Source organism: Spirillospora sp. CA-108201, assembly GCF_050936235.1.
In the GTDB taxonomy this organism is placed as follows: Bacteria; Actinomycetota; Actinomycetes; order Streptosporangiales; family Streptosporangiaceae; genus Spirillospora.
Map to the genome: position 1 here is coordinate 8,937,732 of NZ_JBNJNE010000001.1, position 14,051 is coordinate 8,951,782.

15 protein-coding genes and 1 pseudogene are annotated in these 14,051 nt (G+C 75.5%); 5 read left to right on the forward strand and 11 right to left on the reverse strand.

All coding sequences use genetic code 11. From position 1 onward, the window contains the following. Positions 1-103: 103 nt before the first annotated feature. The 4 genes and pseudogenes from ACQEU6_RS42745 to ACQEU6_RS42760 all read left to right on the forward strand — a co-directional run. Positions 104-199: pseudogene (locus ACQEU6_RS42745) on the forward strand (hypothetical protein); the annotation flags it as partial. Positions 200-357: 158 nt separating this feature from the next. Continuing rightward, on the forward strand, positions 358-1,263 hold the full coding sequence (locus ACQEU6_RS42750; protein WP_499339515.1) for an ROK family protein: 906 nt from the start codon (positions 358-360) through the stop codon (positions 1,261-1,263). 104 nt (positions 1,264-1,367) lie between these two features. After that, positions 1,368-1,673, forward strand: coding sequence for a hypothetical protein (locus ACQEU6_RS42755; RefSeq protein WP_499339516.1), 306 nt, complete (start codon positions 1,368-1,370; stop codon positions 1,671-1,673). Further along, positions 1,670-1,957 carry a hypothetical protein gene (locus ACQEU6_RS42760; RefSeq protein ID WP_499339517.1) on the forward strand — a complete coding sequence of 96 codons (288 nt, stop codon included), beginning with the start codon at positions 1,670-1,672 and terminating at the stop codon, positions 1,955-1,957. Before ACQEU6_RS42755 ends, ACQEU6_RS42760 begins: the two co-directional genes overlap by 4 nt. Positions 1,958-1,972: 15 nt before the next feature. Here the strand turns inward: ACQEU6_RS42760 and ACQEU6_RS42765 are convergent, their stop codons facing one another. The 8 genes from ACQEU6_RS42765 to ACQEU6_RS42800 all read right to left on the reverse strand — a co-directional run bounded on the left by ACQEU6_RS42765 (position 1,973) and on the right by ACQEU6_RS42800 (position 9,381). Next, positions 1,973-3,082 carry an AAA family ATPase gene (locus tag ACQEU6_RS42765; RefSeq protein WP_499339518.1) on the reverse strand — a complete coding sequence of 370 codons (1,110 nt, stop codon included), beginning with the start codon at positions 3,080-3,082 and terminating at the stop codon, positions 1,973-1,975. Beyond that, positions 3,079-3,726: a nicotinamide riboside transporter PnuC gene (pnuC, locus tag ACQEU6_RS42770; RefSeq protein WP_499339519.1), complete on the reverse strand. Its 648-nt coding sequence runs from the start codon at positions 3,724-3,726 to the stop codon at positions 3,079-3,081. Before pnuC ends, ACQEU6_RS42765 begins: the two co-directional genes overlap by 4 nt. Positions 3,727-3,767: 41 nt before the next feature. Beyond that, positions 3,768-4,499, reverse strand: a complete 732-nt coding sequence (locus ACQEU6_RS42775) for an anti-sigma factor (protein WP_499339520.1) — start codon at positions 4,497-4,499, stop codon at positions 3,768-3,770. Beyond that, positions 4,496-5,083, reverse strand: a complete 588-nt coding sequence (gene sigK / locus ACQEU6_RS42780) for an ECF RNA polymerase sigma factor SigK (RefSeq protein ID WP_499339521.1) — start codon at positions 5,081-5,083, stop codon at positions 4,496-4,498. The genes ACQEU6_RS42775 and sigK overlap by 4 nt, the downstream gene beginning before the upstream one ends. 65 nt (positions 5,084-5,148) lie before the next feature. Beyond that, positions 5,149-5,955: a hypothetical protein gene (locus tag ACQEU6_RS42785; protein ID WP_499339522.1), complete on the reverse strand. Its 807-nt coding sequence runs from the start codon at positions 5,953-5,955 to the stop codon at positions 5,149-5,151. Next, a complete protein-coding gene (locus ACQEU6_RS42790; RefSeq protein ID WP_499339523.1) occupies positions 5,871-6,512 on the reverse strand; it encodes a hypothetical protein in 642 nt (213 codons plus the stop codon). Before ACQEU6_RS42790 ends, ACQEU6_RS42785 begins: the two co-directional genes overlap by 85 nt. Further along, positions 6,509-7,864, reverse strand: a complete 1,356-nt coding sequence (locus tag ACQEU6_RS42795; RefSeq protein WP_499339524.1) for a tetratricopeptide repeat protein — start codon at positions 7,862-7,864, stop codon at positions 6,509-6,511. Before ACQEU6_RS42795 ends, ACQEU6_RS42790 begins: the two co-directional genes overlap by 4 nt. Beyond that, the gene (locus ACQEU6_RS42800) at positions 7,819-9,381 is read right to left on the reverse strand and encodes a DUF4331 domain-containing protein (protein ID WP_499339525.1); all 1,563 of its coding nucleotides are present in this window, start codon (positions 9,379-9,381) and stop codon (positions 7,819-7,821) included. The genes ACQEU6_RS42795 and ACQEU6_RS42800 overlap by 46 nt, the downstream gene beginning before the upstream one ends. Positions 9,382-9,630: 249 nt before the next feature. Here ACQEU6_RS42800 and ACQEU6_RS42805 point away from each other — a divergent pair, with 249 nt between their 5' ends. Beyond that, entirely contained in the window at positions 9,631-10,416 is a 786-nt protein-coding gene (locus ACQEU6_RS42805; RefSeq protein ID WP_499339526.1) for an SDR family NAD(P)-dependent oxidoreductase, read from the forward strand. Positions 10,417-10,481: 65 nt separating this feature from the next. Here ACQEU6_RS42805 and ACQEU6_RS42810 read toward each other — a convergent pair whose 3' ends face one another. Genes ACQEU6_RS42810 through pdhA form a run of 3 tightly spaced genes read right to left on the reverse strand, consistent with a single transcriptional unit; the run spans position 10,482 to position 13,981 of the window. Beyond that, positions 10,482-11,762, reverse strand: a complete 1,281-nt coding sequence (locus tag ACQEU6_RS42810) for a dihydrolipoamide acetyltransferase family protein (protein ID WP_499339527.1) — start codon at positions 11,760-11,762, stop codon at positions 10,482-10,484. Further along, positions 11,759-12,808: an alpha-ketoacid dehydrogenase subunit beta gene (locus ACQEU6_RS42815; RefSeq protein ID WP_499339528.1), complete on the reverse strand. Its 1,050-nt coding sequence runs from the start codon at positions 12,806-12,808 to the stop codon at positions 11,759-11,761. The genes ACQEU6_RS42810 and ACQEU6_RS42815 overlap by 4 nt, the downstream gene beginning before the upstream one ends. Positions 12,809-12,817: 9 nt before the next feature. Continuing rightward, positions 12,818-13,981, reverse strand: coding sequence for a pyruvate dehydrogenase (acetyl-transferring) E1 component subunit alpha (gene pdhA, locus ACQEU6_RS42820; RefSeq protein WP_499339529.1), 1,164 nt, complete (start codon positions 13,979-13,981; stop codon positions 12,818-12,820). Positions 13,982-14,051 lie beyond the last annotated feature (70 nt).

A 14,051-nucleotide genomic window follows, 5' to 3' on the forward strand; every position in this document is an offset into this window, starting at 1 on the left:
CAAGGTGTTTTCATAAGTAGTCTGGCAATAATGTCGTCCGTCCGCCGATCGCTGTCAAGGGGTACCCGTGCCGCACCACTCTCTCCACGGAGGCGACCCCTCGGTGCTCCGCCGGCTCAACTCGGCCGCGACGCTGCGGGCGCTGCGCGACGGCGGCGAGGCGACGCTGTCGGAGCTGGCCCGGCGCGTCGGGCTGTCCCGGCCCACCACCGAGGGCGTGCTGGGCGAGCTGATCGACCGCGGCCTGGCCGCCGAGGACGCGCCGCGCGCGGGCGGGGGCTCGGCCGTCCCGCCCGCCGCTACCGGTTCCGCGCGGAGGCCGGCCACGCCCTCGGCGTCGACGTCGACGCGCACCGGGTGCGGCTGCTCGTCGCCGACCTCGCCGGCGAGGTCGTCGGCGGGCACCGCGCCGCCCTCTCCGGCGGCGCCGCCGCCGGCGAGCGGATCTCGGCGGTGCGCGCCGCGGTCAGGGCGTGCCTCGCCGAGGCGGGCGTCGACCGGCGGTCGCTGCGGGCCGTCGCCGCCGGCACCCCCGGCGTCGTCGCCCCGGACGGGACGGTGACGTCCTGTACGGTCGTGCCCGGTTGGGAGGGTGTCCACCTGGCGCGCGAGCTGGGCCGCTCGTTCGCCTGCCCCGTCCTCGTCGAGAACGACGCCAACCTCGCCGCCGTGGCCGAGCGGTGGGTCGGCGCCGCCCGCGACGCCGACGACGTCGTCTGCGTCCACGCCGCCCTGCACACGGGCATGGGCGCGATCATCGGCGGCCGCCTGCACCGGGGCCGCTGGGGGGCCGCGGGCGAGATCGGCATGCTGGAGGAGCTGGGCCTGCGCGACACGACCGCCTCCCTGGTGCCGGACGCCGGTTCCGGCCCCCTCTTCGAGGAGGCGGAACGCGTCCTGGACGCGGCCGGGCGCGGGTCCGCCGAGGCGCGGGACCGGGTGGAGCGGCTCGCCGCCCGGATGGCGCGCGGCGTCGCGGCGATGGCCCTCGCCCTCGACCCGGAGATGATCGTGGTCGGCGGCCCCCTGGCCGGGGCCGGCGCGCCGCTGGTCGCCGCGCTGCGCGAGCACGTCGCGCCGCTGTCCCTGAGCCCCGTCCGGATCGAGGGCTCCGAGCTCGGGGACGAGTCGGTGGCCCTCGGCGCCGTGCGTCTCGCCCTCGACCGGATCGACGAGGACCTGTTCCGCCTCGACCCCCCGTCCGTGCGGGCGGCCGCCGCACCCGGCGAGGAGCACCGGGCCCGCCCGCCCGCATCGGCCTGAGGGCGGGCGGACGCGTCCGTTCGTGGTCCTCGGTCTCGTCGGTGGGGCCCGGTAGGGTCTCCCGGTGTACGGGTGAGAGGGGACACCGAACGGACAGGAGCGACATGAGCGCACAACCTGTAGAGCCACTCCTCCCGGGCCAGGTCCACCGGGTCCCGAGGACGATCAAGGGCATCGCCGACTGGCTGACGGAGGAGAAGCGGACCAGGTTCCTCGAAGAGGTCATGGCGGCCAAGGAAGAGGACGACTACAGGCGGGTCATGGACGACTGGTGGGCCGAGGCCCACCTGGCCCAGATCCCCGACCGCGCGGAGCGCCGCGCCAGGGCGCGCAGGGCCGACCGGAGCGAGTTGGTCTCGCTCGAAGAGCTCAAACGGCGTTTCCTGTCGGAGGAAGACGCGGAGAAGTGACCGCCGGCCGCAGCGGCTGGACGGTCTTCTGCGAGAAGGGGGCCTCTGACGTGATCGAGGCCATGCCCCCCACGCTGAAGAACTCGGTGATCCGGTTCTTCTGCGACTTCGCGGTCGCGGGCGGCCTGGCCATCGACACCGGAGGCAGTCCCCCCGGAAGGCCGTTGGATGACGCCGATCTCGCCTATCGACTGGTGGTCGACGGCACCTCGATGTTCTTCGACTACCTCATCCTCGCCGACATCAAGGAGTTCCGCGTGACGAACATGATCTGGCTGGGTTGACCCGCCGCCGCGGGGTCAGGGGGTCAGCGGTGGGCTGAAGTGCCAGCCCTCGGCGAGCAGGGCGTCGGTCGCCTCGACGGCGGCGGCCAGGCGGCGCTCGTGGGGGCCCGTCACGGTGATGTGCGGAAGGCCCTGCTTCTCCAGTTCGTCCCGGAGGCGTCCCGACATCCACGACCTGATCAGCTCGCCGTCGCGCCAGCCGTCCTGCTCGAAGGGGACGCCCTCGGGATCGGTCAGGATCCACAGGTGGTGCGGGGTCCGCCCGTGGACGGCCTCGACCTCGGGGGCCGGCGCCCCCAGGTAGCGCTCATGCCAGATCGCCGTGGCGAAGGCGTCGGTGTCGCAGACCAGCAGCGGCGAGCCCGACCGGGCCGCCGCGTCCTCCAGGGCCGCGTGGCGCTCGGCGATCTCGGTGAACTCGGCCGACTCCCACACCAGGTCGTCCAGCCACAGGGACGGGTCGCCCGCGCGCCGCCGCGCGGCGGCCAGCTTCTCCTCGGTGAACGTCCGGCCGTACTCCGGCACCCACCGGGTCGCCGCCCACACCCCGCCCCGTTCCGCGTAGTGGACCGCGAGGGCGCGGGCGAGCGTGGTCGTGCCGGTCGACTCGGCGCCCACGACCACGACCCGTCGCGCCAGATACGCCCGGACGGGCGGAGAGAGGTGGTCCCAGTTTCCCACCGGGTCCTTCCGCACGGCGGTGCCGCTCACCGGGAAGCGCTCGCGCGGCGGGTCGACCGCGACGTGCGCCGCCGAGAAGCGCTCCGCCAGTTCCGGCCCGTACGCCTCCGAGCTGAACACCGCGTCGACCGGCGGGACCGCGACGCCGAGCCCCGACCGCATCGCCAGGCCCGCCCGGAACGCCGCGACGTGCGCCGACCAGGCCTCGTCGGACCCGTAGTCGATCTCCGCGTCGTCCACCACCGGGACGATCTCCACGTGCGGCTGCCGGTGCGCCTCGCGCAGCCACGCCGTCCGCAGCGCGAGCGGGACGCTCTCCGCGGTGGACGCCGCGACGACGACGCTCACGCGGGCGCAGGACGCGGCGGCCGCGTCGATCAGATGGTGGTGCCCCGCGTGCGGCGGATAGAACTTGCCGATGACGAGGCCGTGCTCGTGCTTCATACGGCCGCCGCCGGGGCGAGGGGCCGCGCGCGCAGGTCGCGGCGCCAGGCCAGCAGCCCGGACACGCACAGCGCCAGGAAGACGAGGTAGAGGGCGCTGGTGAGCTTGAGGTCCTTGGTGAAGTACAGCGGGATGTAGACGAGGTCGGCGGTGATCCACAGCCACCACGACTCCAGCAGCTTGCGCGACTGCCCGTAGGTCGCCATGAGGGAGAGCGCGGTGGTGAGGGCGTCCCAGAACGGCACGGTGGAGTCGGTCCAGGCGGACAGCGCCCAGGTCAGCAGGGCCGTCCCCGCGACGCCCGCGGCGATCAGCGCCGCCCACTCGGCGCCCCGCGTGCGCCGCACCGGGAGCCGGTCGCGGCCGTCCCCGCCGTACAGCCACACCCACCAGCCGTAGAGCTGGAGCGCGACGTAGACGACCTGGAGCCCGGCGTCGGCGTAGAGGCCGCCGTCCAGGAACACCAGGCCGAGCAGGATCACGTTCGCGATGCCGATCGGCCAGTTCGCGATGTTCTGCCGGACGACGAGCCACACGTTGACCGCGCCGGTGGCGAAGCCGAGCAGCTCCGCCCACGTCGTGGGGACCGTCCCGAGATGGAAGGCGGGGTCGAGCAGCGGGCCGAGCGGGACGTTCACCGACATGCTCGCAATGATCACATATCGTCAGTCGGACGACAAGTGGATCACGCGACGTCCAGCAGGACGAGCGGCGCCGTCGTCGGCCGCGCCGACCCGCCGGCGGGCTCCACGGTCACGCCGATCCTGTCCCGCGGCCGCCACGTCCCGGCGACGACCGGACGCCCCGGGTCGCCCGGCAGCAGGCCCGCCGAGCGGGGGCCGCCCGCGCCGATCAGCCACAGCTGGTAGGCCCGCGAGGACGGCAGCGCCCGCAGCCCGGACGAGGCCACGACCACCCCGCCGCGCGACGCGGACGCGACGACCGTGACCGTCCCGCCGCCCGCGGCGCGGCCCGTCGCCGAGCGCGCGTCCGGCGCCGACAGCACCGACGCCACGTCCCGGTAGGCGGCCTCCGTGCGCTCCGTGCGCTGCCGTTCGTGGACCGCCGCCCCGACGGACGCGGCCGTCACCAGGCACGCGGCCGCGGCCAGCCCGGCCGCGGCGGCGCGCCGCCACCGCCTCGGCCGCATCGGCCGGACGCCGGAGTCCCGGCGCGGGGAGGCGGGCGGCAGCTGCCGGACGTCGCGGACGTCCGCCAGCACCCGGGCGCGCAGCCGCGCCGGCGGGGCCTCGGCGACCGCCATGCCCAGCCGGGCCGTCGTCGCCCGGAACCCGCGCAGCTCGGTCGCGCACGTCTCGCACCCGGCGAGGTGCTCCTCGAACGACCGCCGCTCCCCGGCGTCGTCGATCGCGTCCAGCGCGTACGCGCCGGCGAGGGCGTGCAGATCGTCCGTCACCGTTCCACCCCCAGGCAGTCGCGCAGGCGGATGATGCCGTCGCGCATCCGGGTCCGCACCGTGTTCGGCGGCGCGCCCACCAGAGCGGCCACCTCACGATAGGAGTGCCCGCCGTAGTAGGCGAGCGTCACCGACTCGCGCTGCAGGCGCGTGAGGGTCCCGAGGCAGCGCCGCACCCGCTCGTGCTCCAGGCGCGCCTCGACCCGCTCGCCCACCGGGTCGTGCCCGCCGCCCGCCCCGGGGTGGGCGGTCCTCGCCTCGCGCTCGCCCGCGGCCTGCTCGCGCCGCACGCGGTCCACGGCCCGGCGGTGCGCGATCGTCAGGATCCACGCCCTCGCGCCGCCGCGGCCCGGGTCGTGGCGGGCCGCGGAGCGCCACACCTCGATCATCACCTCCTGCGTCACCTCCTCCGCCATCGCGGGATCGCGGACGACCCGCCGCACCAGCCCGTGCACGGGCGGCGCGACGACGTCGTACAGCAGCTCGAACGCGCGCTCGTCGCCGCGCGCCGTCCGGCCGAGCAGCGCGTCCGGGTCATGCCCGGACACCGTGCCGCCGTCCGGCGGTCCCGTCTCTGCCGGCATCCCGCGCTCCCCTCCGTGGGCCGTCCATCCGGCACTACGCGTCCGGGGCCGCCCAGGATCGGAAATCACAGGACCAGGCTCCGCACCGTGAGTCCCAGCCCGAGGACGACCACCGTCGCGGACGCCCCTACCGGCATCATCGCGCCGGGGAGCCGGAACCGCATGGCCGGAATGCGCCGCGCCAGCGCGCGGGCGGAGCCGGCGACGAGGAGGCCGATCCCCAAGAGCGCGGCGGCCAGTCCGAGCCCGTAGGCCAGGACCAGCACGACCCCGAACCACGCGCGTCCGATCGCCGCGCCGCCGACCAGCACCACGACCGCCGACGGGCTCGGCACCATGCCGCCGGCCAGCCCCATCAGCACGACGCCGCCGCGCCGTGAACGGCCCTGCTCGTGACCGTGCCCATGCCCGTGCCCATGCCCATGACCGTGGCGGCGGTTGCGCAGGGCGCGCCGCAGCAGCAGCGCCCCCGCCGCCGTCACGAGGACGCCGCCCGCCGCGCCGAGCCACGGGAACAGCGCCTCGGGGGCCAGCAGGGCCCCGGTCGTCACGAGCAGGCCGAGGGCGAGGACGCCGGCCGTGTGGGTGAGCGTGACCGTCAGGCCGAGCGCGAGGACGTCGCGCGTCCGGCGCCGCCCGTCCCCGACCGCGTGCGCCGCCATGATCGTCTTGCCGTGGCCGGGCGCGAGCGCGTGCAGCGCGCCGAGCAGCAGCGCGACCAGGAACGCCAGCGCCGCGAAGCCGGGGGAGAGGTCATGCCGCGCGACCAGCGACGTGAACCGCCGCGTCAGCCCGTCGGCGCCGCGCGGCAGCAGCGCCTCGGGCCCGCCGCCGGACGCGGTGGCCGCGAGCGGCGGCCCGCCCGCCCGCACGTCGAGGACCGCCGACCACCGGTCGAGGGGGAGGAGAGGGTGTCGGCCGGGTAGGCGGTGAGGCGGCGGCTGCGCGACGCCTCGGGCACGTCGGACGCGGCGAGCGTCATCCGGTCGCCCCGCGCGGTGATCTCCCGCCAGCCGATCCGGCCGTCGGCGCCGCCCGCCCGGAACGAGACCGCCCCCGGCCCGGCGGGCGCGGTGATCCGGCATTCGAGCCGCAGCGTCGCCAGCCCCGCCTGCCCGCGCGGCGCCGACGCGGCGGCGGACGCGACCGTCGCGGTGGCGGGCCGCCCGTCCACCGCGACGCGCAGGGACGAGGCCGCCCGCGCGCAGGCCCCGTCCGCCCAGCCCGCGAGCTCGCCGCTCGACGGGCGCCCGTCGTGGTCGGCGTCGATCCCCGGCATCGCCTGCGCCGCGGGGATCTCGGCGAGGTCCTCGACGTGGTCGATCCGCAGCTCGTGCGGCGCCGCGACCAGCCCGTCGTAGTGGTTGACGGTGAAGTTGCCCAGGGGATGCGCGGCGAGCATCCCGGCGGCGAGCGCGAGAACGATCATGATGGGCCTTCCAGGTCGTGCAGGGCCGCCTTGGCGCGCGGCGCCCACAGCGGGGAGAAGTCGGGGTTGCGGCGCAGCGAATCGGCCAGGTCGCGCCGCGCGGCGGCGCGCTCGCCGAGGGCCTTCTCGATGACGCCGAGATGGAACCGGAAGGACGCGCGGCGGTATCCGGTGGCCGTCGCCTGCCGGGCGTAGCGGAGGGCCTCGCCGTCCCGCCCGTTGACGTGCAGCGCCCAGGCCAGGGCGTCGGCCGCGTGCACGCCGCACTGCCGCGCCTCCGCGTCCGGGCAGCGCCGCCGGTACTCGGCCCGCGCCGCGCGCAGCGCGTCCCCGGCGTCGCCGTGGTCGCTCTCGGACAGCGCGGTCTCCAGGTCGGCGTCGACGCCGTTGGCCCGCGCGATCCGCGACCACGCCGCCGCGACCGCGTACTGCCGTTCCGCCTCGTCCCGGCGTCCGGCCGACTCCAGCAGCTCCCCGTACTCGGTGAGGTACTGCGGCAGCGGGAGCCGCCGGACGATCGCGGCGCGCTCGGCGAGCGCCCCGGCCGTGTCGCCCCGCGCGGCCCTGACGCGGGCCTCGCCGTCCATGGCGGGCAGGTGGCCGGGGGACAGGCGCAGCGCCTCGGCGTACTCGCGCCGCGCCCGGCCGAGGTCGCCGTCGTTCCAGGCCAGCTCGCCGAGCTGGACGGCGATGTAGGCCAGGTCGCCGCGGTCGGTCGCGGAGGCCCGCGCGAGCCCCAGCACCCGGCGCGCCTCCGCGACCTCGCCGCGCAGCTCGCGCACGTAGGCGAGCCGGGTGAAGATCGGAATCCCCGGGCGGACGGCGTCCCCCCGCCGGGCGGCGGCCAGCGCGTCCCCGTGGCGGCCGAGCTCCACCAGCGCGTCCACCCGGACGGCGGCGGCCCGCTGCCCGTAGGGGTTCGCCCTGAGCGCCCCGTCCGCGTACCGCAGCGCACCATGGAAGTCGTGGCGCGCCGCCGCGAGCGCGCCGAGCCCGGCCAGCGCGCCGTCGTTCCCCGGGGCCTCCCGGAGGGAGCGGCGGAGCGCCTCATCCGCCTTCGGGTAGTACGTCGGGTCCGCGGTCACCCGGGCCCGCTCCACGTAGGCGATACCGAGGGACGCCCAGCCGGCGGCGTCGCGGGGCTGCTCGCGCAGCCTCGTCTGCAGGCCGGCGATGCCCGGGGCGGGGGCCCCGGGCGGAGCCGCCGCGGCGCGCTCCCCGGAGGGGCGGCCGAACGCGGCCGCCGATCCGAGGGTGAGCGCCGCGACGAGCCCCGCCACCGAGGCCCCGGTGAGGAGGGGACGCATCAGTTCTGGTGCCGTCCCGCCGAGGGCCGCCGGCGGCGCAGCCACAGCAGCCCGCCGGTCAGCACGAACGCCCCCGCGCCCGCCACCGCCGCGACCGGCGCCGGCGGGATCGTCCCGCCCTCGCCGTCCGAGGTGCTCTCGGCGGCGCCCGCGTTGAGGAAGTTCACCTTTCCGCCGTCGCCCCCGCCCGCCGCGCCCGCGGCCTTCGCCCCCGGCTTCTTCGCGCCGCGCACGTCCGACCCCGAGTGGGGCTGGGCCACGTACGGGAAGCTCGTGCCGAACCCGGCGTCGTTGGCGTTGACCGCGTCGCCGAGGTCGTTCTTCTTGCCGAGCAGCTCGCCCTCGACGGCCTGGAGTTCGATGTCGACGACGTCGTCGGCGAGCCGCCGCCCGTTCGGGAAGCCCGCCTTGTCGCCGCCGAGCACCCCCAGCCGGTCCGGCTTCGCGGCCGGCCGGACCGAGGTGTTCAGCCGCAGCAGCTCCGCTGGCCGCACGTGCGCCGGCTTGTTCAGCCCCGGCACGCCCGTGAGGAACGCCTGGACGAGGTCGTCGCGCGGCCCGGGCGGCGCCGGGATCTTGTAGATCTTCTCGATGAGCTTCGGCAGCTCGGGGTCGGTGACGAACCCGGCGAACTGCGCGTCCCCCCACGGGGTGGACGCGTTGAAGGCGTCCTTCCTCCCGCGCGGGATGACCACCTCGTTCACCAGCGGGCTCCCGAGCCGCGACACCTGCGCGTACGCGCCGGACGCGGAGAGCCTCGACACGGTCGAGTTCACCCCGATCACCGGGTCGTGGCCCCCGACGAGGTGGCGCGTCGGGATCTGCAGCGCGACCGTGTTGACGTTGTAGCCGCTCAGGGTGTCGTTGCCGACCTCCTTGAGGTTCGCCCCGTAGAGCAGGTCGAACACCCGCAGGTCGAGGAAGAACGGGTCGTCGGCCTGCCCGGCGAACGACGCCGTCCCGTCGCCGAGCGGCCTGACCGCCTGCGCGCGCAGCCTCGCGTAGTCCGGCATGGACGCCCTGCCCACGTTGGACGGCGCGACGGGTGCGTTCTCGGCGAGCGTGCGCACGCTCCGCACCTGGCCGTCGACCCGCCGGACCAGCGTCAGGTCGTAGGTCTGGGTGAAGTCGAGGTCGGGGTCGTCCAGGCTCGTCACCGGCCCGGTGTTGTAGAGGAAGGTGTTCGCGTTCTTCAGCCGGTCGTGGAAGCGGAACCGGTAGGTGAGGTCGGGCAGCGAGTCGCCGTCGTTGTCGATGTTCAGGTCGTATCTGGCGTCCCGCGCGAACGTGGAGAAGTTCGGCCCGCCCGCCGGGTCCTGGAACGGGACGAAGTTCGCGATCAAGGTGGTGGTGTCCGGCCGGTCCGGACTGACGAACGCGTACACGTCGGTGTTGTCGTACTGCGGCTGCCCCGAGATGAGCGGCGCCTCGCGGTGGCTGGACGCGGTGCCCTGCCGCGGCGCGAGTCCGGCGAACCCGCCCGCGAGCAGCAGGCCCCCGGCGGCGGCCATCGCGACGAGCCGCGCCCTGGACGGTCCCCGTGCTGGATGGAGTGTCGGCATCGTGGATCCCTCGCCGGTCCCCGGGTGCCCGCCGCGGCGGCGCCTGTCGGTGGCGCTGGGCCGTGGTGCCGCGGCGCCGGATCGACCGGTCTCTTCGCCATGCCCGCGGATACTTCGCGGCCCCCGCCGGATCTGATTGGTCCGGCCCCGCCGCCGGCCGGATACGGCCACACCCCGGCCGCCCTCGCTTGACAATGAGTGAGCGCTCACTCAGAATCGGAGCGGAAGGCACCCGACGAGGAGGAACCGATGTATCCCGAGCTCAACGGCATGGTCGTGGTCATCACCGGCGGCTCGCGCGGCATCGGCGCCGCCACGGCGCACGCGTTCGCGGCCGAGGGCGCCCGGGTCGCCGCCATCGGACGCGACCGGGCGGCGCTCGACCGGGTGGCCGGGGAGACCGGCGGGATCGGCGTCGCGGCCGACGTCACCGACCTGGCCGCGGTCGAGTCCGCGCGCCTGCGGATCGAGGACGAGCTGGGCCCGGCCGGCGCCCTGTGCGCCTTCGCGGGCGGGGGCATCGCGCGTCCCGGCCCGACCGCGTCCATGACCGAGGAGGAGTGGAGGTCGGTCCTGGACGGCAACCTCACCGCGACCTTCCTCACCCTGAAGGCGTTCCTGCCCGGCATGCAGGAGCGGAAGGCCGGTTCGATCGTGACGATGTCGTCGTCGGCCGGGCGCCTGCCGACGAACCTGCCGGGCGGCGGCGGCCGGGAGCTCGGCAACCCCTGGGGAGCGCCCGTCGCCTACGAGGCCGCCAAGGCGGGCGTCCAGGCCCTCACCCGGCACGCCGCCGCCGAGGCCGGGCAGGACGGCGTCCGCGTCAACTGCGTCGCCCCCGGCACGATCCGCACCGAGCGCACCGCGCGGTTCATGCCGGCGGAGACCCAGGCCGCCGTGGCCGCCTCCCACCCGCTCGCCCGCCTCGGCGAACCGGGCGACGTGGCGGCCGCCGCGCTCTTCCTCGCCTCGACCCAGTCCGCCTGGCTGACGGGCCTCACCCTCGACGTCACCGGCGGCCGCGTCATGCTCTGACCCCGGCAGGACGCCGAAGGGCCCTCGCCGCCGGCGGCGAGGGCCCTTCCACGTTCCGTACGGGGCTACGCGACGATGAGCAGCGGGTTCTGGAGCAGCTCGGCGAGGCGGGCCAGGAACTTCGCGGCCGTCGCGCCGTCGGTGGCGCGGTGGTCGACCGACAGGGTCACCGTCATGCGCTTGCCGGGGACGACCTGGCCGTCGCGGACGACCGGCTCGTCGCGGACGGCGCCCACGGCGAGGATGGCGGCCTCCGGCGGGTTGATCACCGCGGAGAACGAGTCCACGCCGAACATGCCGAGGTTGCTGACGCTGAACGTGCCGCCGCTCATCTCCCGGGCGGACAGCTTGCCGTCGCGGGCCTTGGCGGCGAGCTCGCGGGTCTCCTGGCCGATCTGTGACACGCTCATGCGGTCGGCGTCGCGCACGACCGGCACGACGAGGCCGTCCTCGACCGCGACCGCCACGCCGACGTGCACCCGCTTGTGGAAGAGCAGGTTCTCCTCGGTGTAGGAGACGTTCACCGCCGGGTGCTCGCGCAGCGCCGTCGCGACCGCCTTCACGACCAGGTCGTTCACGCTGACCTTCGCCGGGGCGAGCGCCTCGTTGACGGTCGCGCGGAACGCCAGCAGGGCCCCGGCGTCCACCTCGCGGTTCAGGTAGAAGTGCGGCGCCTCGCGCTTGCTCTCGGTCAGCCGCCTGGCGGCGACCTTGCGGAAGCGGTTCAGCGGGACGGCCTCCACGTCCGGGTCGTCGGCCCGCACCTGGACGCTGGGCGCGGGCGGCGCGGAGGCGGCGGGGGCCTGGGCGGCGGCCGGAGCGGGAGCCGCCGGGCCGCCGGCGCGCACGGCGGCCTCGATGTCGGCGCGGACGATGCGCCCGCCCGGACCGGAGCCGCTCAGCCCGGCCAGGTCGATGCCGTGGTCGCGGGCCAGCCGGCGCGCCAGCGGCGACGACGGCGGGCGGGAGGCGGCCGGACGGCCCGGGGCCCGCGGCGGGGCGGCCGCGGCGACCGGCGCCGGCTCGGGCGCCGCCTCGGGGGCGGGCGCCGGCTCGGGCCGGGCGGCGGGCCGCGCCTCAGCGGCGGGCGCGGCCTCGGGACGGGCGCCGCCGGCGGGGGCGATCACCGCGATCGGGGCGCCGATCGCCGCGGTCTCGCCCTCGGCGACGAGGATCTTCTCCAGCACGCCGGCCTCGTAGGCCTCGTACTCCATGACCGCCTTGTCGGTCTCGATGTCGACGATGACGTCGCCGACCGCGACCTCGTCTCCCGGCTGCTTCTGCCAGGAGCTGATGACGCCCTCCTCCATCGTGTCGGAGAGGCGGGGCATGAGGATCTCGGTCATCGCGCGGGCTCCAGAGCGGGTCGCGGGGACGTGGCGTCCGTCCCCGGCGCGGTGCGGCCGGTCGCGCGGAGCGTGGCGCGCACGGCGGTCAGCAGGGACTCGGCGGACGGCAGCGCCGCCGTCTCCAGGGACTTGGCGTAGGGGAGCGGCACCTCGGCCATCGCGACGCGCCGGACGGGGGCGTCCAGCCAGTCGAACGCGCCCTCCTGGATCGTCGCGGCGATCTCGGCGCCGATGCCGTAGGTCAGCCAGTCGTCCTCGGCCACGACGGCGCAGCCGGTCTTGCGGACGGACTCGACGACGGTCCGCCGGTCGAGCGGGCGCAGGCTGCGCAGGTCCACGACCTCGGCGGAGACGCCCTCGGCGGCGAGGGTCTCGGCGACCTCCGAGGCGACGCGCGCCATCCGGGAGTAGCCGATGATCGTGATGTCGGTGCCGGGGCGGGTCACGGCGGCACGGCCGATCTCGGCGGGCTCGACGTCCTCGACCGCGGCGGGCAGCTCGCCCTTGCTGTTGTAGAGGGCGAGGTTCTCCAGGAACAGCACCGGGTCGTCGTCGCGGATCGCGGCCTTCAGCATGGCCGACGCCTCGGCGGGCGTGCTCGGCGCGAGCACCTTCAGGCCGGGGATGAACGAGTAGAACAGCTCGACGTTCTGCGAGTGGGTGGCGCCGAGCTGCTGCCCGCCGCCGCCCGGCGTGCGGATCACCATCGGCACGCTCGCCTGGCCGCCGAACATGCCGTAGATCTTCGCGGCGTGGTTGACGATCTGGTCGAGCGCCAGCAGCGAGAAGTTGATCGTCATGATCTCCACGACGGGGCGCAGGCCGAGCATGGCGGCGCCGATCGCGGCGCCGACGAAGCCCTCCTCGGCGATCGGGGTGTCGCGCACGCGGCGCGGCCCGAACTCCTTCAGCAGCCCCTCGGTGATCTTGTAGGAGCCCTCGAAGAGCCCGATCTCCTCGCCCAACAGGAAGACGTTCTCGTCGCGGAGCATCTCGGCGCGGAGCGTGTCCCGGAGGGCCTGGCGGTAGGTCACGGTTGCCATGGATGCCTCTCAGGAACCGAATACGGGGTCGGCGGGGAGCCGGCGCAGCTCGCCCGGGACGGGGGTGGCGTAGGTGTAGTCGAACAGCGTGGAGACGTCCGGGGCGGGGCTGGCGTCGGCGAACGCGGCGGCCGCCTCGACCTCCGCCGTCACCTCGGCGTCCAGGCGGTCGCGGTCGTCGGCGGAGAGGATGCCGGCCTCCGCCAGCTCCAGCGCCAACCTGGCCAGGGGGTCGGCGGCCTTGAGGGCCTCCTTCTCCTCCTTGGACCGGTAGCGGGCCGGGTCGACGACCGAGTGGCCCTTCAACCGGGGGCTGACGGTCTCCAGCAGGAACGGCCGGCTCTCGGCGCGGGCGCGCTCGACGGCGGTGCGCGCGGCGTCGCGCACCGCGACCACGTCGGCGCCGTCCACCCGCAGGCTCTCCATCCGGTACGCGGCGCCGCGCCGGTACAGCTCCGGCTCGGCCGCGGAGCTCTCCACGGTGGTGCCCATGCCGAGACCGTTGTTGATCACGACGAAGACGACCGGGAGGTTCCAGAGGGCGGCGATGTTCAGCGACTCGTGGAAGGCTCCGATCGCGGTCGTACCGTCGCCCATCTGGCACATGACGACCTCGTCGCCGCCCTTGTAGGAGACGGCGAGCGCCGCGCCGGCCGCGAGGGGCACCTGCCCGCCGACGATCCCGTACCCGCCGAGGAGCCGGGCCTCGGCGTCGAACAGGTGCATCGACCCGCCCCAGCCCTTGGACACGCCCGTGGACCGCCCGTACAGCTCGGCCATGACGCGGTCGGCCCTGCTGCCCTGGTGGGGGGACGACCCCCCACTCCCTCCGGCAACCGCGTTGAAGCCCTTGGCGAGGGCGTAACCGTGCTCGCGGTAGTTGGTGAACAGGTAGTCGGTGGGGCGCAGCGCGGCCATCAGTCCGACGACCGTGGCCTCCTCGCCGAGGTTCAGGTGGCAGTAGCCGCCGATCTTGGCCTCGGTGTAGGCGCGGGCCGCCCGCTCCTCGAAGCGCCTGATCAGCAGCATCTGCCGGTAGTAGCCGACGAGCGTGCCGGCGTCGGCCGCCGGAGGCGCCGCCGCACCGGTCTCCGGCTCGGGAGCCCTGGCGCCGCGCGCCTTCCGGCTCCGCGCCGGTGCTGCCCTGTCAACCGACTGGACGGTCTCAGCCATCGGCGGCCCTTCCTCTGTCCGGGGCAGCGCCGTAGGATCGCCACGACACTCCCGATCATCATTGATCTAT